At 39.0% G+C, this 22,488-nt stretch carries 17 protein-coding genes and 1 other annotated feature; of the genes, 2 read left to right on the plus strand and 15 right to left on the minus strand.

Translation table 11 applies throughout. From position 1 onward, the window contains the following. Positions 1-65 precede the first annotated feature (65 nt). The 6 genes from ACMZ42_RS14495 to ACMZ42_RS14520 form a co-directional block, all read right to left on the minus strand. Positions 66-1,421 carry an amino acid permease gene (locus tag ACMZ42_RS14495; protein ID WP_415731880.1) on the minus strand — a complete coding sequence of 452 codons (1,356 nt, stop codon included), beginning with the start codon at positions 1,419-1,421 and terminating at the stop codon, positions 66-68. A gap of 186 nt (positions 1,422-1,607) precedes the next feature. Then, positions 1,608-1,841 (minus strand) — a binding site (T-box leader). A 430-nt stretch (positions 1,842-2,271) separates the two neighbouring features. Next, positions 2,272-3,249: an electron transfer flavoprotein subunit alpha/FixB family protein gene (locus tag ACMZ42_RS14500; RefSeq protein WP_370075571.1), complete on the minus strand. Its 978-nt coding sequence runs from the start codon at positions 3,247-3,249 to the stop codon at positions 2,272-2,274. A 51-nt stretch (positions 3,250-3,300) separates the two neighbouring features. Then, positions 3,301-4,074: an electron transfer flavoprotein subunit beta/FixA family protein gene (locus ACMZ42_RS14505; protein WP_049667561.1), complete on the minus strand. Its 774-nt coding sequence runs from the start codon at positions 4,072-4,074 to the stop codon at positions 3,301-3,303. A 117-nt stretch (positions 4,075-4,191) separates the two neighbouring features. Next, a complete protein-coding gene (locus tag ACMZ42_RS14510) occupies positions 4,192-4,965 on the minus strand; it encodes an enoyl-CoA hydratase (RefSeq protein ID WP_415731881.1) in 774 nt (257 codons plus the stop codon). Positions 4,966-4,979: 14 nt separating this feature from the next. Beyond that, on the minus strand, positions 4,980-5,561 hold the full coding sequence (locus tag ACMZ42_RS14515) for a TetR/AcrR family transcriptional regulator (RefSeq protein ID WP_049667778.1): 582 nt from the start codon (positions 5,559-5,561) through the stop codon (positions 4,980-4,982). Positions 5,562-5,768: 207 nt separating this feature from the next. Beyond that, complete coding sequence (locus tag ACMZ42_RS14520; RefSeq protein WP_415731882.1) at positions 5,769-7,460, minus strand: AMP-binding protein; 1,692 nt, start codon at positions 7,458-7,460, stop codon at positions 5,769-5,771. Positions 7,461-7,960: 500 nt separating this feature from the next. Between ACMZ42_RS14520 and ACMZ42_RS14525 the strand changes: the two genes are divergently transcribed. Then, positions 7,961-8,353, plus strand: coding sequence for a hypothetical protein (locus tag ACMZ42_RS14525; protein ID WP_415731883.1), 393 nt, complete (start codon positions 7,961-7,963; stop codon positions 8,351-8,353). 159 nt (positions 8,354-8,512) lie between these two features. Here ACMZ42_RS14525 and ACMZ42_RS14530 read toward each other — a convergent pair whose 3' ends face one another. Genes ACMZ42_RS14530 through zapA form a run of 5 tightly spaced genes read right to left on the minus strand, consistent with a single transcriptional unit; the run spans position 8,513 to position 13,908 of the window. Next, on the minus strand, positions 8,513-8,926 hold the full coding sequence (locus ACMZ42_RS14530) for a DUF350 domain-containing protein (RefSeq protein ID WP_132357141.1): 414 nt from the start codon (positions 8,924-8,926) through the stop codon (positions 8,513-8,515). Between the two features lie 22 nt (positions 8,927-8,948). Beyond that, entirely contained in the window at positions 8,949-11,315 is a 2,367-nt protein-coding gene (locus ACMZ42_RS14535; RefSeq protein WP_415731884.1) for an endonuclease MutS2, read from the minus strand. An 18-nt stretch (positions 11,316-11,333) separates the two neighbouring features. Next, a complete protein-coding gene (polX, locus tag ACMZ42_RS14540; RefSeq protein ID WP_415731885.1) occupies positions 11,334-13,043 on the minus strand; it encodes a DNA polymerase/3'-5' exonuclease PolX in 1,710 nt (569 codons plus the stop codon). Positions 13,044-13,102: 59 nt separating this feature from the next. After that, positions 13,103-13,642 carry a CvpA family protein gene (locus ACMZ42_RS14545; protein ID WP_370075579.1) on the minus strand — a complete coding sequence of 180 codons (540 nt, stop codon included), beginning with the start codon at positions 13,640-13,642 and terminating at the stop codon, positions 13,103-13,105. A gap of 5 nt (positions 13,643-13,647) precedes the next feature. Beyond that, the gene (zapA, locus tag ACMZ42_RS14550; protein ID WP_370075581.1) at positions 13,648-13,908 is read right to left on the minus strand and encodes a cell division protein ZapA; all 261 of its coding nucleotides are present in this window, start codon (positions 13,906-13,908) and stop codon (positions 13,648-13,650) included. 133 nt (positions 13,909-14,041) lie between these two features. Between zapA and rnhC the strand changes: the two genes are divergently transcribed. Next, positions 14,042-14,968, plus strand: a complete 927-nt coding sequence (rnhC, locus tag ACMZ42_RS14555) for a ribonuclease HIII (protein ID WP_370075583.1) — start codon at positions 14,042-14,044, stop codon at positions 14,966-14,968. Positions 14,969-15,097: 129 nt separating this feature from the next. Here the strand turns inward: rnhC and ACMZ42_RS14560 are convergent, their stop codons facing one another. The 4 genes from ACMZ42_RS14560 to ACMZ42_RS14575 form a co-directional block, all read right to left on the minus strand. Continuing rightward, on the minus strand, positions 15,098-17,065 hold the full coding sequence (locus tag ACMZ42_RS14560; RefSeq protein ID WP_415731886.1) for a methyl-accepting chemotaxis protein: 1,968 nt from the start codon (positions 17,063-17,065) through the stop codon (positions 15,098-15,100). Between the two features lie 249 nt (positions 17,066-17,314). Further along, complete coding sequence (gene pheT, locus ACMZ42_RS14565) at positions 17,315-19,732, minus strand: phenylalanine--tRNA ligase subunit beta (protein WP_415731887.1); 2,418 nt, start codon at positions 19,730-19,732, stop codon at positions 17,315-17,317. A gap of 12 nt (positions 19,733-19,744) precedes the next feature. Then, on the minus strand, positions 19,745-20,782 hold the full coding sequence (pheS, locus tag ACMZ42_RS14570; protein WP_402868440.1) for a phenylalanine--tRNA ligase subunit alpha: 1,038 nt from the start codon (positions 20,780-20,782) through the stop codon (positions 19,745-19,747). 713 nt (positions 20,783-21,495) lie between these two features. Beyond that, positions 21,496-22,260 carry a TrmH family RNA methyltransferase gene (locus ACMZ42_RS14575; RefSeq protein ID WP_415731888.1) on the minus strand — a complete coding sequence of 255 codons (765 nt, stop codon included), beginning with the start codon at positions 22,258-22,260 and terminating at the stop codon, positions 21,496-21,498. Between the last annotated feature and the right edge of the window lie 228 nt (positions 22,261-22,488).

Raw genomic sequence — 22,488 nt, forward strand, 5'->3', positions numbered from 1 at the left:
CAATCTGCCTAGTATGCAAAATTTATGAAAAATAAGGTCGGAAAAGGCATTAGTTGATTTTGTTATTAAGCCTCATTCTCTTGAAAACGACCTTTAAAGACATACGTTAACGTAATAAAGAGATAAATAGCTAATGTAATACCTGTTACGATAATAGATGTTGTAAAAATAATACCAATCAGGATTGCACTTAACGCAATAATAGCGATCCAAGTTGTATAAGGGAACAATTTTACTGCATAGGTACTTGTTTTTTCCGGCTGTTTTTTACGCGATTTCAGATGTGCAATCGCAATAATTAACCAAATAAATAACACGGTATATCCAAGTGAACCCATTAAGAAATCAAAAGTTTTGCTTCCCGCAAATAAAGAAAATATTACAGCCATATATAAAGCTAACGTACACGCTAATATGGCATATACCGGAACTTTTCTTTTTGATAAATGGGCAAAGATTTTAGGTACACGCCCGTCCACAGCTTGTGTATACAGAACACGTGATGAACCATAAAGTCCCGAGTTCATTGATGAAATAATAGCAAGTAGAACAACAGCGTTCATAATATGGTCAGCACCAGGAATCCCAATCATTTTAAAAACCATTACAAACGGACTTTCTGGCACCCCGTTTACTTCATTCCAAGGAATCAAACTAACGATAATAAAGAAAGGAATTAAATAAAAAGTCACGATACGTACTAATGTACTGCGAACAGCTTTTGGCACTACTTTCTCTGGATTTTTCGTTTCCGCTAATGTAATACCAATAATTTCAGTACCACCATAAGAATAAATAACTACAAGCATTGCAGCAATCAACCCCATTGATCCGTTCGGGAAGAAACCACCATGCTCCGTTAAATTTGAAAAACCAACAGCTGTATGATTACCAAAAGTAACAAGCAATAAAATTAGTCCCGCTATGATGAACACCACAATAACGGTAATTTTTATTAACGCCAGCCAATACTCAGTTTCAGCAAAAACTTTCACCGATAACAAGTTAATGGCTGTAACTAACACCGAAACAGATAATGCAAGTATCCAAATTGGATAATCTGGCAACCAATACTGAATAAAAATGGCCGCCACTATAGATTCCGCCGCAATATTTAACACCCACATTTTCCAATAAATCCAATCTAGGAAATAAGCTGGATACTTTCCTAAAACGGCTTGCACTAAATCTCTAAATGTTCTCGCTTCGCTATTGCGGACTGCCATTTCTGCTAAACCTTGCATAACAAATAGCAGAATAATCCCACCAATTAAGTACGCAATAAGTACTGATGGTCCTGCCATATCAATGGCTGTACTACTTCCCTTAAACAACCCTGCACCAATGGCACCACCTAAAGCCATCATCGTAATATGCCGTGAGGTCATCGTTCTCTGTAATTTCTGATTATCATTTTCCATTTCCTTACCTCCTAAAATCAACAAATGCGCTAAAGTGCTCGTTTACATCCGACAAGCGCTGGAGAGCCCGAAGCAAAAGTAAGTGCTCCTCCACTTTTGCCCGAGGATCGAAGCGACCTCGAGGATGTAGCGCTTTAGCCTAGACGCAAAAAAGGCATATCGTCTGATCCTTCATTATCAAATGAAAGAAGAGACGATATGCCATAAGCAAACCGCGGTACCACTCTAATTGGTTCTATTAGAACCCAGCTTTAAAACCTAATAACGAAGGTTAACCGTTCAGCAAATAGAATATTCTGCAAATTCCATTTATCTTACCGCTCCTAGGCAAGTTCAAAGTCTTATTGGACTGCGTCGCACCAACCCGCAGCTCTCTTCACCAAATAATGAGCTTTTACTACTCCTAATCTTTGCGTTTCTTTATAAAAATCAATTATGCCTCGGCATAATTGCGTCTGGAATCGGCTTTGTGCTTGCACAAAGAACTCCTTCCCGATTCCATGACATCCGCCGGAGGCTTTAACTTCTTTCAGCGGATGTTTTTTGTACCGAAAGCGTAGCGACAGGTACAGATGTTTGATCCGCTGAAAGAAGTTAAATTAATATTCATCACTATACGTTCTAAAATTAATTATGTCAACATTTTATTTTGCAATAACTTTAAAAAATCAAAAAATTCGAACGCAAAAAAGCGGGGAAGACACATCCTCCCCGCTACAAAACAAATATTAATTTCGCCTTGGCGTAATTGTGTCCGGATTTCGAATTGTGCCTGCACAATTCAAAATCCGTGACATCCGCCGGAGGCTTTATCTTCATTCAGTAAATTTGCTGAATGAAGATAATTTAATTAGGCATTCACTTTTAACGCTTTAAATTCTTCGATTAAAAGAGGCACTACCTCAAATAAATCACCTACGATACCGTAGTCCGCAACTTTGAAAATATTTGCTTCTGGATCTTTATTAATCGCAACGATCACTTTTGAGTTTGACATACCAGCTAAGTGTTGAATCGCTCCAGAAATACCCGCTGCAATGTAAAGGTCTGGTGTTACTACCTTACCTGTTTGACCGATTTGAAGTGAGTAGTCACAATATTCAGCATCACATGCACCACGTGAAGCACCAACTGCACCACCAAGTAAATCTGCTAGCGCTTTTAATGGTTCAAAGCCTTCCTCAGATTTTACGCCACGACCACCTGCTACAACTACTTTTGCCTCAGAAAGATCAACACCCTCTGAAGATTTACGTACTACTTCTTTAATGATTGTACGAAGGTTTGTAATATCTACAGTAATAGAAGTGATGTCACCTGATTTACCGCTTACTTTTTCTAATGGTGCAATATTATTTGGACGAACTGAAGCTAAAACCAAACCGTCTTTTACTTTAACTTTTTCAAAAGCCTTACCAGAGTAAATTGGACGGATGAATGCAACATCATCGCCAGCACCCTCAATTGACGTTACATCAGATACAAGACCTGCTTGTAATTTACTTGCAATTTTCGGTGATAAATCTTTACCGTTTGCAGTATGACCAAATACGATACCAGTTGGCTTTTCTTCCTCAATTACTGCTAATAAAGCTTGACCATAGCCATCAGATGTATATTGTTTTAAATGTGGATGCTCCACTGTTACAACACGGTCTGCACCATATTCAAATAATGGACCAGTTAAGTTTGCTACGGCATCCCCTAAAAGAACACCAACAACCTCACCACCATCTGCGATTTGCTTTGCAGCTGCGATTGCTTCGAAAGAAACATTACGTAAGCTTCCTTCACGAACTTCACCTAATACTAATACTTTTTTTGTCATAGTATATTCCCTCCGTTACCCTTTAAGATTCGATTTGTGTCATCAGATGACTTAAACTACTTTCGCCTCTGTATGAAGTAGGTTTACTAGCTCTTTTACTTGTGCAGAAAGTTCGCCTTCTAGAATACGGCCTGCTGCCTTTTGAGCCGGTAAGAAAATATCAACTGTTTCTACCTTAACCTCTACATCATCTTCATCAATATCTAAATCATCTAACTCAAGTTCTGCAAGCGGTTTCTTCTTCGCTTTCATGATCCCTGGTAAAGATGGGTAACGTGGCTCGTTTAAACCTTGTTGAGCTGTTATTAAAAGTGGTAAAGATGTCTCGATAACTTCTGAGTCACCTTCAATATCGCGTACAATTTTCGCAGATGTTCCGTCAATCTCAAGCTTTGTAATTGTTGTTACATAGTTAATACCTAGTAAATCTGCAACACGAGGTCCTACTTGACCAGAGCCTCCGTCAATTGCAACGTTTCCTGTTAAAATTAAATCAGCATCTTTATCTTTTAAATATTCAGCTAAAATATATGCTGCTGCATTTTGATCCAGTTCATCTAGATCGTCTTCTGTATTAATAAGAACTGCTTCATCTGCTCCCATCGCAAGAGCTGTACGCAATTGCTTCTCTGTATCTTCGCCACCAATTGACACAACTGTTACTTTACCGCCAGCAGCGTCACGTACTTGGATTGCCTCTTCAATGGCATATTCATCGTAAGGATTGATGATGAACTCTGCGCCATCCTCTTGGATTTTACCACCCGACACAACAATTTTTTCTTCTGTATCAAACGTACGTTTAATTAATGCAAAAATATTCATATATCCATACCTCCTGCAACGTTTTTTATTTCTAAGTAAACTTATAAATATTATATATTTTCAGTGTCGATAACGTCGATATCACTCTTTCAAGTCGCTATCGACACTGATGGAATATTATTTACCAGTAAACACAGGCTCGCGTTTTTCAATAAATGCTTGAATTCCCTCTTTTGCATCTTCCGAAACGAATACTGTGCCAAAGGATTTTGCTTCTGCCTCAATACCTTCATAAAACGAAGCATGCTTAGCATATTGCAATGTTTGAATAGCTGCTTTTAAAGCAACTGGGCTCTTCTTCGCAATTTTCTTCGCTACCTTTAGCGTTTCTTCCAATAATGCTTCATCTGTAAATGCACGATTCGCTAAACCCCATTGTACCACTTCTGTACCAGAAATCGGCTCACTTGTAAACATCATTTCTGCAGCTTTTGCAACCCCTACATATCGAGGTAGTCGTTGTGTACCCCCAAAACCTGGAATAAGACCTAATTGTAATTCAGGTAGTCCTAATTTCGCAGATTCTGTCACAAAGCGCAGATGACAGCTCATCGCTAGTTCAAGGCCCCCACCTAGTGCAGCACCATGAATTGCAGCAATAATAGGTTTAGAGAACGATTCAACTCGCTCAAAAACTTGTTGCCCATTGTTCGCTAGTTTTGAAAATTCATCACCAGATCCAACCTCTGTAAATTCTTTAATGTCTGCACCAGCTGAGAAGAAACGACCTTCGCCATGAAGTACAAGGACACGTACAGTGTCATCATTTTCTACTTCATCTAGCACAGCATTTACTTCGGTAATGATCCCACGAGATAATGCATTTGCTGGTGGGCGTGCAATTGTAATAATCGCTACTCCATCCTCTGCTTTCCAACTTAGAAATTCCATTTCTCCACATCCTTTTAAGCTTTAATGCCGTTCAGGATTAGTGCCTGAACTTTTGGAACCTGTTCTATCAAATCATATCGATATTCATTCATGACCCACGACGTAATGGTTTCGTCAATTGTTCCAAATACCATTTGACGTGCCAAGCGTACATCCATTGTTTGATTGAACTCACCTGATAGCATACCTTCAATTAAAATTTGATCAAGTAATTGTAAATACTCTCTTAACACCGAATTGATCTTCAGTCGTAAATCTTTGTTCGATTGTCGTAGTTCTAATTGTGTGACGGTTGCTAGGTATCGATCTGTCGCTAGAACATTAAAATGATTTTCTATCATTCGTGAAAGTTTGTCCTTAGACGTACTTCCATTTTCTATTATATCTTGTAATGACTCTACAAAAACAGCCATTTTTTCATTAAAGACAGAAATTAATATATCTTCTTTATTTTTAAAATATAAATAGATAGTTCCGTCGGCCACCCCTGCCTGTTTAGCAATCTTCGATACCTGTGCTTGGTGATACCCATTTTCTGCAATAACGATGACAGCTGCATCAATAATTTGCTTATATTTCGGCTTATCACGTTTCACTTTTATATCACCACCTAAAAAAACTTGCACACGTCTACATTCATGCTCGATACATGATGTCATCCTTCAATGACCAGCCATCTCAAACTGATATATTGGTAAGGATATGACGTGGTAACCTAAAAAAACATGAAAATATGAATGGTCATTCATTCATATTTTCATATTATAATTTACATCTTTGCTTGTCAATACTTTACCACGTATTTATTTTGCTTCTTTATTCACTAATTTCGTTTTTTCTTCATCAACTAATGCGCGACGCAAAATTTTTCCAACAGCTGTTTTCGGTAGCTCATCTCTAAACTCATAATAACGAGGAACTTTGAAAGCAGCTAAGTTTTGACGGCAATATTTATTTAATTCGTCTTCTGTAATCGAATATCCTTCTTTTAAAACAATATAAGCTTTTACTGTTTCTCCACGATACGGGTCAGGTATACCAGCAACAACACATTCTTGGATTTCTTCGCGCTCATATAGTACTTCTTCTACCTCACGAGGGTAAATATTAAAACCACCTGCAATAATTATATCTTTTTTACGATCAACTACATAGAAATAGCCTTCCTCGTCCATATAGCCAAGATCGCCTGTTAAAAACCAGCCATCTACGAACGCCGCTGCAGTATCCTCAGGGCGATTCCAATAGCCTTTCATAACCTGAGGACCCTTTACAGCTATTTCACCAACCTCACCGACTGGAAGCACCTCAGCATCCCCTGCACGTAAAATTATTGAATCCGTATTTGGCCAAGGTAAACCAATCGAGCCCATGACACGCTTACCCCAAATAGGTGTTGAATGTGTGACAGGAGAAGTTTCTGTTAATCCATATCCTTCGACAAGTTTTCCCCCTGTTGCCGCTTCAAATTTCTCCTGCACCTCTACAGGCAATGAAGCGGATCCACTTATGCATGCTTTGATAGACGACAAGTCGTACTTTGCAATATCCGGATGATTTAATAAACCAATATATAAAGTCGGTGCACCTGGGAATAGTGTTGGCTTTTGCTTATCAATTGTTTTTAACGCTGTCTCTGCATCAAACTTTGGTAATAACACCATCTTATTTTGCGTGAATACGGATAATAAAATAACAGCCGTCATACCATAAACATGGAAGAATGGCAGTATGCCCATAATGGTTTCCTCGCCATGTACACATTTATACATCCACGCATCACACATTGTTGTATTAGCAATTAAGTTTTTATGGGTCAACATTACACCTTTAGGGAAGCCAGTCGTTCCACCTGTATATTGAAGCAATGCTACGTCCTCTTCAAAATCAAATGGAATATCAATCATTTTGATGGGCGCTGAGCGCATAATTTCTGTAAATAAATGATTTTGACCACTATGTTCAACCTTTACACTAAAACCGTACTGCATTTTTTGAATATAGGGATAAACCAAATTTTTTGGAAATGGTAAATAATCTTTAATAGCCGTGACAATTACATTTTCAAGTGCAGTTTCTTTTATGATTTTCATAACACGTGGATACAAAATATCCATCAATAAAATAACTTTCGCACCTGAATCAGCCATTTGATATTGAAGTTCACGCTCAGTATAAAGTGGATTTGTTTGTACGACAATCGCTCCAGCATACATTGCCCCGTAGTAAGCGATTACACTTTGCGGTGAGTTTGGCAGCATAATAGCTACTCGATCTCCCTTCTCTACTCCAAGGGCTTGTAAATAGTTTGCGAACCTTAGCGCTGAATCATATAGCTCAGTGTACGTCAAATCCTTTCCCATAAAATGAATCGCAACTTTGGATGGATTCTTTTTATAGGCACGTGTCAAAAACTCTTGCACAGGAATTTCCTCAAACGTTAAAGACGATGGTATTTCTTCAGGATAATTTTTTAGCCATGGTTTTGTTGTCATACGTCCTCTCCCTTTGCCCCAAATTTGTAAACTCTTATTTTAATTATAATGAAAAAGAAATACTCTTTCAAACACAAAATAGAAAATAAGTGCATTTTCGATTAATTATTATGCGTTTAACAACATTTATATAACTGTATTTCTTAGGATTTTTGATCGACAGAGCGTATGAATACTCATTCATTCTTTCTTTTTTCATGCACAAAACTGAGTTAATATTTCTATATTCCAAAAATATTTTTTTAATGATAACTTTTTAGATAGATGAAGGAATATTAATAGGTTTTAGTATTATTTTTAGATAGAGTTAATATGAGGATGATGTAACTTATGATTTTTTTTGAGGGTATAGTAGTTTTTTATTTATTGGGGCGGTTACACACTCAACCTGAGGGGGCTCTCTTCGGGCCTGAGTAGTTCTTAACACCTTTCCGTCACTTCGGCTATTCTTTCCGTCGCTTTGACTCTTCTTTCCGTCGCCCTGCCTTCTTTCCGTCGCTTTGACCTTTCGTTCCGTCGCTCTGGCTATTCTTTCCGTCGCCCTGCCTTCTTTCCGTCGCTTTGACCTTTCGTTCCGTCGCTCTGGCTCTTCTTTCCGTCGCTTTGACTCTTCTTTCCGTCACCCTGCCTTCTTTCCGTCGCTCTGGCTATTCTTTCCGTCGCCCTGCCTTCTTTCCGTCGCTTTGACCTTTCGTTCCGTCGCTCTGGCTCTTCTTTCCGTCGCCCTGACTCTTCTTTCCGTCGCTTTGACCTTTCGTTCCGTCGCCCTGACTCTTCTTTCCGTCGCTTTGACCTTTCGTTCCGTCGCACTGACTCTTCTTTCCGTCGCTTTGACCTTTCGTTCCGTCGCCCTGACTCTTCTTTCCGTCGCTTTGACTTCTTTCCGTCGCTAGACACTCGAGCAATTCTTCTCTTTACCCATAAAAAAACGCATCCTCATAAAAGGATGCGTTTTTTGCTTAAAGGGTCATCATATAATAGACACCGACTGCCAAAAATGCGATGCAGACAACGATTAGTACTTTTGCTAATTTTTCCATGTCATTACACTCCTATGCAATACTTGCCCCAATAACAAACGATAGACCGAGTGAAATGGTAAAGGAAATGAAACCGACTGAGCGATTATCGTTTGCGATTTCTTGATCAACATTAAAACGTGGGGTCATAAATTCGAATAAAAAATACGCCACAATCAGTAATGTAAAACCAAAGAGGCCCCAGCCAATCATTTCACTTAAAGTGCTATGGCGCGCAATGGAAAAACGAAAAATATTACAGATCCCCAGTATTTTCCCGCCGGTTGCAAGTGCCACAGCGATATTACCATTTTTAATTTCTTCCCAGTTTTTATATTTCGTAACGACTTCGAACAATGCCATCGAGACGACTAAACATAATACAACAACACTAAAATATCCCGCCGTTTCGATAATTGGATATCGCCAAAAGCTAGAATTCAGCATTTTTCTCCGTCCCCTTTACTGCTTATTTCAATTCCACAACCGTGACACCTAATCCTCCCTCGCCCGCTTCACCAAAACGGAAGGATTTTACACGCTTATGCTTTTTCAAATAGCTTTGAATTCCCTGACGTAATGCACCTGTACCGACACCATGAATAATTGATACACGCCCATAGTTAGCAAGCAAGGCATCATCAATATATTTTTCCGTACGTATGATGGCATCTTCATACCGTTCGCCGCGTAAATCTAATTCTAATTTCACTTGGCTATTGCGATTTTTCACACCAGCCATACGTTGAACAGGTTCTTTTTCGGGTTTAATGTACTCTAGATCACTATCCGAGATTTTCATTTTCAAAATACCCATTTGGACAACCCATTCGATATCTGATACTTTTTCGAGCAATGTACCCCGTTGTCCATAGCTTAACACCTTTACCTCGTCTCCGACAACTAAGTTTTGTGCACGAGCCTTTACTTGTGCCGCTTTTTTTAGCACTTTATTGTTTTCAAGTGGTGTAGCTTCTTCCAATCGTTTACGTGCTTCTATGAGTTCATGCTCTTTGACAACTTGGTCTGCATTTTTGCGCATTTCTCGAAGCTCAGCAATAATTGATTCTGCTTCTCTTTTTGCTTCATCAACAATTTTACGAGCCTTCTCTTTTGCTTTTTTATCGAGTGCTTCTTTGCGGTCATCGTAAGCTTGTAGTTTTTCTTGTAGCTCTTTTCGTAGGGCTTCAGACTCTATCATTAATTCATGAGAGCGTTCTGCATCATCTTCGGATTGGCGACGAGTCTCTTCAAGTGAAGCAATCATTGACTCTACTTCATGGCGATCTGTACCTGTAAAGCTTTTCGCACGGTCAATAATCGATTCTGGTAAGCCCAGGCGACTTGAAATTTCAAATGCATTAGAGCGGCCTGGTACACCAATAAGTAGACGGTATGTTGGACTCAATGTCTCAATATCAAACTCTACACTTGCATTGGCAACTCCTGGACGATTATAGCCATATGCTTTTAGCTCAGGATAGTGCGTTGTTGCCATAACGCGGGCGCCACGACCATGTACTTCATCTAAAATGGAGATGGCCAGAGCTGCCCCTTCCTGAGGGTCTGTCCCGGCACCTAATTCATCAAATAGAACGAGTGATTCGTCATCAAACTTTTGTAAGATATCTACTATGTTGACCATATGAGAGGAGAATGTTGACAATGATTGCTCAATTGACTGTTCATCTCCAATATCTGCAAAAAGCTGCTTGAAAACAGCAAGCTCTGAACCATCAAGTGCAGGCACTGGTAACCCAGCCTGTGCCATTAATGTACATAGTCCAACTGTTTTTAAAGTGACGGTTTTACCACCCGTGTTTGGTCCTGTAATCACAATTGCCGTAATGTCTTTCCCAAATTCAATATCATTAGCAACCGCCGTTTCAATTGGTAAAAGTGGATGACGTGCACGAACAAGTCGAATATAGCCGTCGTTATTCATTTTAGGCATTGTACATTTGTTCGCTTGACCGTATTTGCCTTTAGCTAAAATGACGTCAATCTCACCTAGTACTTTTACTAAGTTAAATAAATCTGGAGCTACTTCCTCTACCATTGCACTTAAGGCAAGTAAGATACGTTCAATTTCAGCTTGCTCTTTCATTTTTAATCGATGAATTTCATTATTCGCTTGTACAATCGAATCTGGCTCGATAAATAATGTTTGGCCAGAAGATGATTGGTCATGCACAATTCCACCATAATGATGACGATACTCTTGCTTAACGGGAATAACAAAGCGATCATTACGAATCGTTACAAGTGTATCTGAGAGCATTTTTGAAGCATTACTCCCACGTATAAGGCTTTCTAGCTTAGAACGTACTTTAGCTTCCTCAGCGCGCAAAGACTGGCGAATTGAACGCAAAGTTTGGCTAGCAGAGTCTAGCACTGAGCCATTGTCATCAATACAGTTATTAATTTCATGTTGCAAGCCTGTCAAAACAGGCATTACTTCCTTTTTGGCGATGAAATGAGGAATCTCAATCACTTCTTCTGATTCTATATCTTCGATAAAATTACGAAGAATTCTACTAGCTCGAATTGTACTTGAAACTTCCATTAGTTCCATCGCTGACAGCATGCCACCGATTTGTGCACGCCTTGCAGCTGGTCGCACATCAAAAATTCCACCCATCGGCACATTGCCTTTAACACGTAAAATGGATAGTCCTTCATCCATTTCTTCTAATAATTGTACAACTTTTTCATAGTCTGTCTGTGGTACAAGTTCATCAACCGCTGATTTACCGATTGAAGAAGTACAGTATGTAGCCACTTGCTGACGTACTTTATCATATTCTAGTGTTTTCAATGCGCGTTCTGCGATCACCGAGAACACCTCCTCAACCTATTTATTTCGTCGAATAAACGCTTCAAACTGTTCTCGCGTCCATGTATTCACAATCATATCCTTTTTCAACCATGCTCTGTTTGCGTAGCGCACCCCAATATCCATAAAGCGTAAATGAGCAATATCATGGGCATCCGTATTGATTGCTACGGGCACACCAGCTGCCAAAGCCATTTCTAAATGATCAACACATAAATCAAGACGATATGGATTCGCATTTAACTCTAAAATTTTACCATATTCCTTTGCCCACGAAATTAATTGCCCCATATCAGGATTATAGCCATTACGATCCTCAATAATGCGACCAGTTGGATGTGCAATCATATGAACGTACGGATTTTGCATTGCCGTCAGTAAACGTGCCATAATTTTGTCCTGCGATTGTGTAAAGCTAGAGCGAATAGAGGCAATTACGAAATCTAATTCTCTTAGCACCTCATCTTCAAAATCTAGGGAACCATCCGGCAAAATATCCATTTCTGTCCCCGCATATAAATGGAAATCTGGATGTGCTTCATTAAATGTCTCAATTTCAGCACGTTGCTTTGTTAAGCGCTCCGGCGTTAGACCATTCGCTACTTTTAAAAATTGTGAATGGTCAGTAATAACACTATATTGATAGCCACGCGCTATCAATGCCTTGCCCATTTCAGCTACAGAGTATGCACCATCAGACCAAGTCGTATGCATATGCAAATCTGCTTTCATATCTTCTATTTTCACTAGACTTTTAATGTCATCTGTTTTGTCAAATTCCGTTGTTCCTGTACGCAAACTCGGCGGGATAAATGGTAAATCAAAATGCGCAAAAAATTCTTCTTCATCCTTAAACGTTAATACGGTGCCATCAGCCTGCTCTACACCATATTCACTAATTTTTTCACCACGGGCTTTAGCAATTTGACGCATGCGTACATTGTGATCTTTTGAGCCTGTGAAATGATGCAAGGCCGTTGCATATTCAACATCTCTTACTAATCGGAAATCTACACTTACAGGCTCATCTAGATCTAAAATAACTGAAATTTTTGTATCACCAGCTGCTACGACTTCTTGTACAGAAAGCTCATTCAGTAGCTTTTCACGTACAGTTTCAACTGCTTCGGTTACAACAATAAAATCAATATCTTTACTTGTTTCAGTTGCACGACGGAAGCTTCCAGCAACAGAAAAACGTTCCACTTCTTCCATACTACCTAGAAGAGCTTCAATTTGTAAAACAACTGGCTCCAGCTGCCAAATCGGTAAACGTTCTGATCGATTTGCTAAATTTGCAAGTTCCTTTAAAATTTTTTCTTCAGTTTTTGCCGCAAAGCCTGCTAGCTCACGAACTTTACCTTCCTCACAAGCAGACTTTAAACTTTCCGCACAATCGACCCCTAACTCTTGATGAAGCTTAGCAATTTTTTTACCACCTAAGCCTGGAAGTTTTAATAGCGGGAGCAATCCTTTTGGTACAATTTCTTCTAATTCCTTTAATAAGCTTGATTCACCATTTGTCATTAAATCCTCAATAACAGCCGCTGTACCTTTACCTATACCTTTAAGCTTTGTTACATCCTCCATCTCACTTAATGAGCGCTCGTCTCCCTCAAGTGCGGCAGCAGCTTTTCGAAAGGCAGACACTTTGAATGGATTTTCCCCTTGTAATTCCATATACAATGCAATTTTTTCAAATGTACGAATAATTGTTTTTTTGTTCATTGGGAATTCCTCCTATCGTAAAAACACTTCCCTCAAAACCGAGAGAAGTGCACAGTTTGCTATTGCATATAAATATACCACCAATTTTGGAACATACTTGTAATAATTGGGGTGTGTTCCAAAATGAGACCACTTAACAACGACTTCGACATTAAACTTTGAATAGAAGCAACTGGCAATAAAGCAAGAATGTACAGCAAAATAAACATAATTAAATAGTTTTCAATCATGCCAAACAATGCTCCAAGCCAGCGATTCACTGTACCTAACACAGGTAAATACGCTATAAAATCAAAAATCGATGCCACAATTTGCATTGTAATTTTCACCGCAAAGAAAATAACTGCAAATGCAATGACACGGTAAAAAGTGCGGTCTAAATCCAGGCTATCAATAACTACTCCAAGACTACCTGAATCCGTTACACCTGGATACGGAACCCAAAACACAAATTTTTGTGCTAATGGTTTATAATAGATATACGCAACTATTAGGGCAACTATAAAGCTAACGATATGCATCATCTGAACAATGAAACCACGTTTTGCACCAACAATGAGCCCGGCTAATAGCACCGCTAATATGATTAAATCTAACATTCACTTCAACCCTTTAATTTTTTCAATTCTTCTTCTAATTGTTCCATTTGTTCTTTTAATAGTAAATAATCGTGAACGGTATTTACTGCTGTAAGAACGGCAAGCTTTGTGCTATCAAGAGAGGGATTATGTACATTCATTTCGCGCATACGGTCATCAACAATCGAAGCGACAAGTCGCATATGTCCCATGGATTCAGAGCCGACCATTTTATATGTATGACCGTAGATTTCCACAGAAATTTTATTCTTTTCTTGATTTTCCATAGTCGCACCCTCCTTTAAAATTTTTGTGCTCACGAATTTTTTTATTGTGAGCAGCTTACACAAAAAAGCTATTTATTATCATAACATGAAAGGTATAAAATTGTGAACAACGAGGACAGAAAGGAACGAGTAAATGTCAAATATTGTACTTTCCATATCAACAAATATACAAAAAGAGGTGATGTCTTACTATGCAAACCATTTTGTAGAGCGTAAAGCTCCAGGTGTAATCTTTGCCGCAAAGCTCCCAGATACAGCAATTACGATGTACAAATCAGGTAAATTAATGTTCCAAGGGGGAGGAGCTGAACGAGAAGCTGCACGCTGGGGAAACATAGAAGTAAAAAACACACAAAAATCATCGTCGATAGGAGCAAAGGGCGATGTTCTTCCAGAAGGTTTTGCTACGATGTCGGTGCTAGGCTCAGACGAAACTGGTACTGGTGATTATTTCGGCCCAATAACAGTTGCAGCCGTATATGTTCCATCATCAAAAATTGCGCTTATAAACGAACTTGGTGTCAAAGACTCAAAAATGCTAACGGATGATTACATGCGTAAAATAGCACCTGATCTACGTGCAGCTTGCGTCCATAGTGTACTTGTACTACGCAATGAAAAATATAACGAATTACAAGCACGAGGTTACTCTCAAGGTAAGATGAAAGCTATGATGCATAATCGGGCACTTAAAAATGCACTGGCAAAAATGGCGCCAGAAAAACCAGAGCATATTTTGATAGATCAGTTTGCGGAACGCGGCGTTTATTACAATTACTTAAAAAATGAACGCGATATTGTTCGAGAGGATGTGCTATTTTCTACCAAGGCCGAGCAATTACATCTTTCCGTAGCAACTGCATCGATATTAGCTCGTGCTGCATTTTTAAAAGAAATGGACCGACTGAGCGAGATTGCTGGAATAGAGTTATTGAAGGGAGCTTCAGCGAAAGTAGATGCGTTAGCAGCACGCATTTGGCGGAAACAAGGTGAGGAATTTTTACGCTCCATTACGAAATGGCATTTTGCGAATACTGAGAAAGCTAAAAAGATGAAATAAAATTGGTCTATTAGACAAAAAAATTTCGCTATACTCCAGCAGATTACAAGTTATATACAACTTGTTCTCTATTGTAGTTAGCGAAATTCTTTATATCAAAAACTTATTATGACCAGATTTTTGTTTAGCTTAATATTTAAACTGTCTAATTGTTTGTTGTAGATTTTCAGACATTTTAGCAAGGGCTTCAGCCGATGCAGCGATTTCTTCCATAGAAGCAAGCTGTTCCTCTGTTGCGGCGGAAATATTTTGTGCACTTGCTGTATTTTCATTTGTTCGCTGAAGTACACTTTCAATACCCATTGCCACTTGATTGGAGTGTTCAGAAATAACTTTTGCTGTCTCTGAAATTTGTCCTATTTCATAGGTTACGCTTTGTACATTATCACTAATTTCTTTGAATGACTTTCCTGCCATATTTGTTACATCAATTCCCTTTAATACCTCAGCTGAACCAGCAGACATTGATTCAACCGCTAGTTTTGTATCGGCTTGAATATAATCAATGATATCTTTTATTTGCATTGTTGATTGTGCGGATTGCTCAGCAAGCTTTCGCACCTCATCAGCAACAACTGCAAAACCTTTTCCATGCTCACCTGCACGAGCAGCTTCAATTGCAGCATTTAAAGCTAAAAGATTTGTTTGATCAGCAATTTGCGTAATGGCCTCTACAATACGTCCGATTTCATTAGAACGTTCACTTAGTGTTTGTACTGTGTTTTCAAGTGCTTGGACAGTACTTTGAATCATTTTCATTTGGCCAATTGCTGTTTGAATAGTTTTGTCTCCTATCACAACAGCCTCCATTGCTTTATTCGACATCTCATTAACGGTATCGGACTTTACTGCAATTTGCTGAATGGATGAAGACATTTCAAGTACAGCGTTAGTGCTATCATTAATTGTTTCGGCTTGCAAATCAACCGTTTCAGCAAATGTTTGAATGGAATCAACAATTTGCGATGTAGCTCGTTTATTTTCTGATGTACTGGCTGTAAGTTCCTCCGATGATGCAGCTAACTGATTTGATTCCTCACCAATGTTACCAACTACACCACGTAAAGATAGAATCATTTTATTGAATATATCCGCCAATTTACCTATCTCATCATGTCTTTTAATTTCAATTAAATTACGTAAATCACCGTCTCCTACCTGCTCAGCTACTGTTGACAACTTTTGTAATGGGTGAATGATTGATCTTATAATGAAGGCACCAATGATTCCAAATATGATAAGAGCAATAAGAATGACTGTCATAGTGTTTGTTAAAATTGGTTTTGTGACAGTTGCTACATCTGCTAAATCCATAGTACCAACAATTTTCCAACCTGTTAGTTTATTGGTAGTAAAAAACACTTGATACTCTTTTCCATCTTCCTTAATGGTAAAACTACCATCTTCTTTTCCTTGCATCTTTTCTATATATGACTTTTTAAGCTCCGATCCTGCCTCTAACTCCGGATCAGCAATAATAAGATTATTGGCATTTACTAATGTAGCATAGCCATTATCACCTATTTCCACTGAATTCACTAGCTCGGAAATTCCGTCTAAATTTAGACCAATAGAAATAACTCCTGAACGATCCTGTAAACCAGCTGATACTGCTAATATTAATTCACCTGTAATCGTTGATTTATATGGATCAATCATAACGTTTTTGCCAGGTGATTCAATAGCCGTTAAGTACCATGGTCGCGTAAATGGATCATAATCAGTTGAGGATTCAGCTTGTGGTTCACGCATAAATTTGTGCCCCTCAATTGCCAAATTGACAACAGAGACATTGCTATGTAAAGCATTATATTTTTCTAATTCCTTTAAAGCATCTGCATCTTGCACATTCTTATTAAAAGAAGCAGCTAAATACTCCACATCACTTTGAATAGGTGATATCTCATTTGAAATTAGTGTATTTAATAAATCGACATTTTCGCGTGAGCTTTTACTTAATTCCTTATAATATTGATCAGAAGCCTTCAAATATGAAAACGTACCAATAGCAATGCTGGGGATTAAAAGTGTCAAAGTAAACGCCCATATTAATCGGGCTCGTACGGAAAAGCCTCTTCTTTTTCGATGATTTTTCATAATAACTACCACCCCATAGTAAATTTTTCTATCCAAAACTTACTATACACATAATATAGATAAAAATTTTATTTTTTGTTATTTCTAAATATTGATGAAAAACTTAAATTGAGAATTAGCTTAGAGTATCTTCTCTCCCGTGCCTTACTTTTCTCACACTTTCTGCAAAAACTACTTGTAGCAGTTGTATGAGGTTAACAAAACAAAAAGCTGCCTCACTACGAGACAGCTTACAAAATTATTATTAAATTAGCGTACTTCTGTACCTTCAATTGTTGCAATAGCTTTTAACACTTTGTTATGTGCTGCAACAACTTCTTCATCTGTTAAAGTACGTTCTGGATCGAAGTATGTTAGAGAGAATGCAACTGATTTTTTACCAGCCTCCATTTTTTCACCTTCATATACGTCGAATACACGAACGTCTTTCAATAATTTCACGCTTGCTGAGCGAATCGCAGCAATAACTTCTCCAGCTGTTGTTGTACGGTCCATGATAAGTGCAATATCACGAGACATTGCTGGGAAGCGAGGCACAGGTGTATAACCAAGAGGTGCTTCTTTTGCATTAGCATTTAATAATGTTACTAGATTCATTTCCATTACATATGTGTCTTTTACACCCCATGTTTTTTGCTCTGCTGGATGTAATCCACCGATAATGCCCACTTGTTCACCGTCTAAAAGAATGCTAGCAGTACGTCCTGGGTGTAATCCATCTACTTCAGCTTTCACAAATGAAATACGATCCTCTAAACCAAGCTTACCGATAACACCTTCTACAATACCTTTTAAGACGAAGAAATCTACTGCTTTTTTCTCCCCTTGCCAAGCATGGTCAAGCCATTTTCCTGTTACTACTGCCGCCACATGCTCTTCCTCATATGGTAGCCCCTCTTCTGATTGCCCAAGGAAAACTGAACCGATTTCATACAATGCCACATTGTCAGCTTTACGCGCAACATTATACGCAGCAGCTTCAATTAAATGTGGGATAAGACTTTGACGTAGTGTTGAACGGTCCTCGCTCATCGGCATTAGTAAACGTGTTACTGGTTCAGCTTTCAATGCAAAGCGTTGTGACAATGCATCTGAAGTTAATGAGTAAGTGACAGCTTGGTAAAGGCCTGCTCCTTCCATGTAGTTACGAACTACACGACGATTTGCTTGATATGGAGTTAGACGCCCTACTTGGTTTGCTCCCTCTGGTAAAGTCATTGGGATTTCATCATAGCCGTATAAACGAGCAATTTCTTCTACAATATCTTCTTCAATTTTAATATCTTGACGACGTGTTGGTGCATCAACGATTAGCAAACCATTTGCTGCTTCTACGCCAAATTTAAGTCGCTCCAAAATAGTCAACATTTCTTCTAATGAAATTTTCATGCCTAAACGTTCATTAATAAAATCTGGAGAAACGACAACACGTGCTGGTGATTTATCTAGTTCATCCACGATGCATGTTCCCTCTAACACTTCACCGCCAGCTAATTCAGCTAGTAGTGCTGCAGCACGTTCTGCAGCAGATAACACACGGTTAGGGTCAACACCCTTTTCAAAACGAGCAGAAGCATCTGAACGAAGTCCAAGATGACGTGATGTTTGACGTACAGTTAAACCGTCGAAGTAAGCAGATTCGATGACAACCGTTGTTGTAGAATCATTTACCTCAGAGTTTGCACCACCCATTACACCTGCGATAGCTACTGGCTCTTTGCCATTTGTAATGACTAAATCTGTTGCTTTTAATGTACGCTCTTGGTCATCTAAAGTAGTAATTTTTTCGCCTTCTGTTGCTTTACGCACTACGATTTCACCTGTTGCAAGACTATCGTAGTCAAAGGCATGAAGCGGTTGACCGTATTCCATTAAAATGTAGTTCGTTACATCGACAACATTATTGTGTGGGCGTACGCCTGCTGCCATCAAACGATTTTGTAGCCACATTGGTGATTCCGCTATTTTTACGTTTTTCACAACTTTTGCTACATACATTGGGTTTGCTTGTAAATCTTCTACGCGAAGCTTAAACAAATCTTCAGCTTTTTCAGAAGATGTGCTGTAGGCGATTTCTGGATACTTCACTTCTTCTGAAAGAATTGCGCCAACTTCATACGCCACACCTAGCATTGACAGTGCGTCTGAGCGGTTTGGTGTTAAACCAAGCTCTAACACTGTGTCACGTAAACCTAAAATAGCAAGGGCATCCGAACCTACCTCAGCACCCTCTGGAAGCACATAAATACCTTCAGAATATGCTTTAGGAACAAGTTTCCCTTCGATTCCTAATTCTTGTAATGAACAAATCATACCGTTTGATTCATGTCCACGAAGTTTTGCTTTTTTTATTTTAATGCCGCCTGGTAAATGTGCACCTGGACGAGCGACAATAACTTTTTGACCAGCATCAACGTTTGGAGCACCACAAATAATTTGTTGTGGTTCAGCTTCACCAACATCCACTTGGCAAATATTTAATTTATCTGCTTCAGGATGTTTCTCTTTTGATACGATATAGCCGACAACAACTTTATCCATGCCGTTAGCACGGTCAATTACTGCATCTACTTCAATTCCAGAACGCGTAATTTTTTCAGCTAACTCTTCAGTCGCTAAATCTTGTGTATTTACATAATCTTTTAACCATTCTAATGATACTAACATCTTTTATCCCCCTTACGCCTCTGTTCGCTCGAATTGTGATAAGAAACGTGAGTCATTTGTATAGAAATGACGAATATCGTCGACACCATATTTCAACATTGCGATACGCTCAGCACCAATACCGAATGCAAAGCCTGACACTTTCTTCGGATCATAGCCAGACATTTCTAGTACTCTTGGATGTACCATACCAGCGCCTAAAATTTCAATCCAGCCTGTTCCTTTACAAATGTTACAGCCTGAACCACCACATTTGAAGCATGAAATATCCATTTCAACAGATGGCTCTGTGAATGGGAAGAAGCTTGGACGAAGTCGAATTTCGCGGTCTGCACCGAACATTTTTTTCGCTAATGTATCAAGCGTACCTTTAAGGTCACTCATGCGAATATTTTCACCAATTACTAACCCTTCAATTTGCATGAATTGGTGCGAGTGTGTAGCATCATCGTTGTCTCGACGGAATACTTTCCCTGGGCAAATAATGCGAATTGATTCACCTTTTTTTGCCTCCATAGTGCGAGCTTGAACAGGTGATGTTTGTGTACGTAGTAATATTTCCTCGGAAATATAGAACGAATCTTGCATATCACGAGCAGGATGTCCCTTCGGTAAGTTCAGTGCCTCGAAGTTATAATAATCCTTTTCCACTTCTGGACCTTCTGCAATTTCATAGCCCATACCGATAAATAAATCTTCAATTTCTTCAATAACGCGTGTTAATGGATGACGATTGCCAACTTTAATTTCACGACCAGGTAAAGTGACATCAATCGACTCACTTGCTAATTTTTCAGCAATTGCTGCTTCCTCTAGCACAGTTACCTTTTCCTCTAATACAGCCGTTACATTTTCACGAACCGTATTGACTAAGGCACCCATTTTTGGGCGTTCCTCAGCTGATAATTTCCCCATCCCTTTTAATAAATCCGTGATAGGTCCTTTTTTCCCTAGATATGCTACTCGCACATCATTTAATTCCTTTAAATTTGCAGCCGCTTCAATTTTAGCAAGTGCTTCTTGCTCTAATTGCTTTAATTGCTCTTCCATGTAATAAACCCTCCTTGTTCAAATCAATGCCAATTTGGTTGATGGCATAAAAAAACTCGCCCCTAAAAAAGGGACGAGGACATATTCGCGGTACCACCCTAGTTATTGCAAGGCAAATTCCTAGCAATCACTTCATTGACATAACGACTAGATTAAAGCCGGCGTACCTTTACAGCATTTCGCTGGTCCCGGTAGCTGCTCGCGGGATGAATTCAAAACTGCATTGGTACGGCGCTAGCTCTCAATCTCCGGCCTGCGCTCCCTGTCGTCCATTCACAATCTTTACTACTTCCCGGTCAATGCATTTAAGTTCACATTTTAACTGTGATTATACAATACTATACCAATTCAAATCAAGAGCTAAGTGCCTATTACCTTCGATATTGATGGTTCTATTGGCAATTTTAGGCTCATCACCATAACGTGTGGTTGATTTCCGTTCCGGCTGGGCGCTTTCCCGGGGGAGTCCGATGAGCCGCTTCGCTTCGCTGCAGGGTCTCGGGCCAACATGATATTGGTCAGGAAGGCGTTATCACAGGATGTGATGGTTTTAGCCTTTGTTCCTCTATCGCTGATCCCCAAGGAGTCGCCCAGCCTCCACTCCAATCAACTAATATACAGTGCAAATATTTAAATATATTATCTATAACTTTTTAGTGATGAGCTCAATTTTAATATATCCTTATTATTCCATATTTGATTGCTTTTATTACCTACTTAACAAATCCATATAAAACGATTCCTGTTGCTACTGCTACGTTTAAAGATTCCGCTTGTCCCAAAATTGGAATAATAATATTTTGATCTGTCATCGAAAGTAATTGTGGATGAATACCACTACCTTCATTCCCCATCATTATCGCGAATGCACCAGTATGCTCAATATCACTATAGACAACTGCATCCTCATCTAAAGCTGTTCCAAATACTGGTACATCATTATCCTGTAGCTGCTCAATCCATTCCTCTAAATCGCCACGCAGGACGGGAATATGGAAATGAGAGCCTTGTGCAGAGCGAAGCGTTTTAGGATTATATAAATCCGCACAGCCCTTACCGAGTATGACTGCATCCAAACCAGCTGCATCCGCAGTACGAATCATCGTTCCAATATTTCCTGGATCTTGCACAGCATCAATTAGTAGCACCTTGCGCCATGAAGCCATTCCATCTTCTTCTAACAAAGGTTGCTTACAAACTGCAAATACACCTTGAGATGTTTCCGTTTCAGCAAACTCTTTGGCAACAGCTGCTGTTACTTCAACTACGGCTACATTATCAATCGGCCAAAGCATTGGTAAATCTACACCTTCACGTACAATTAGCTGTAGCACCTGCTCGTTATTTTTTAATGCTTCCTCTACCAAGTGGAATCCCTCTACTAGGAATTCTCCAGATCTTTCACGCTCTTTACGTGTTGTCGCAAGCTTCTTCCAATATTTCACTAACGCATTTTGCGTAGATTCAATTCTTTTCATCGTACCTCGTACCGCCTTTTTCCTATATATTGTTCATTATTATACAGTAGAAAACGATAAATTACATAGTCATGCAAAAAACAGTTTAATTGTTAAAGCTCATTTTTTTAAAATCAACGTTCTTTTAAGGAACGAAATGTACTTATCACCCTCCGATAATTACAAAATCATAGAAATACATGTTATAATTTTCAATATTTTAGAAATACAAAACAATTCCTATTTTGG

Source organism: Lysinibacillus sp. NPDC056185 (assembly GCF_047737915.1).
In the GTDB taxonomy this organism is placed as follows: Bacteria; Bacillota; Bacilli; order Bacillales_A; family Planococcaceae; genus Lysinibacillus.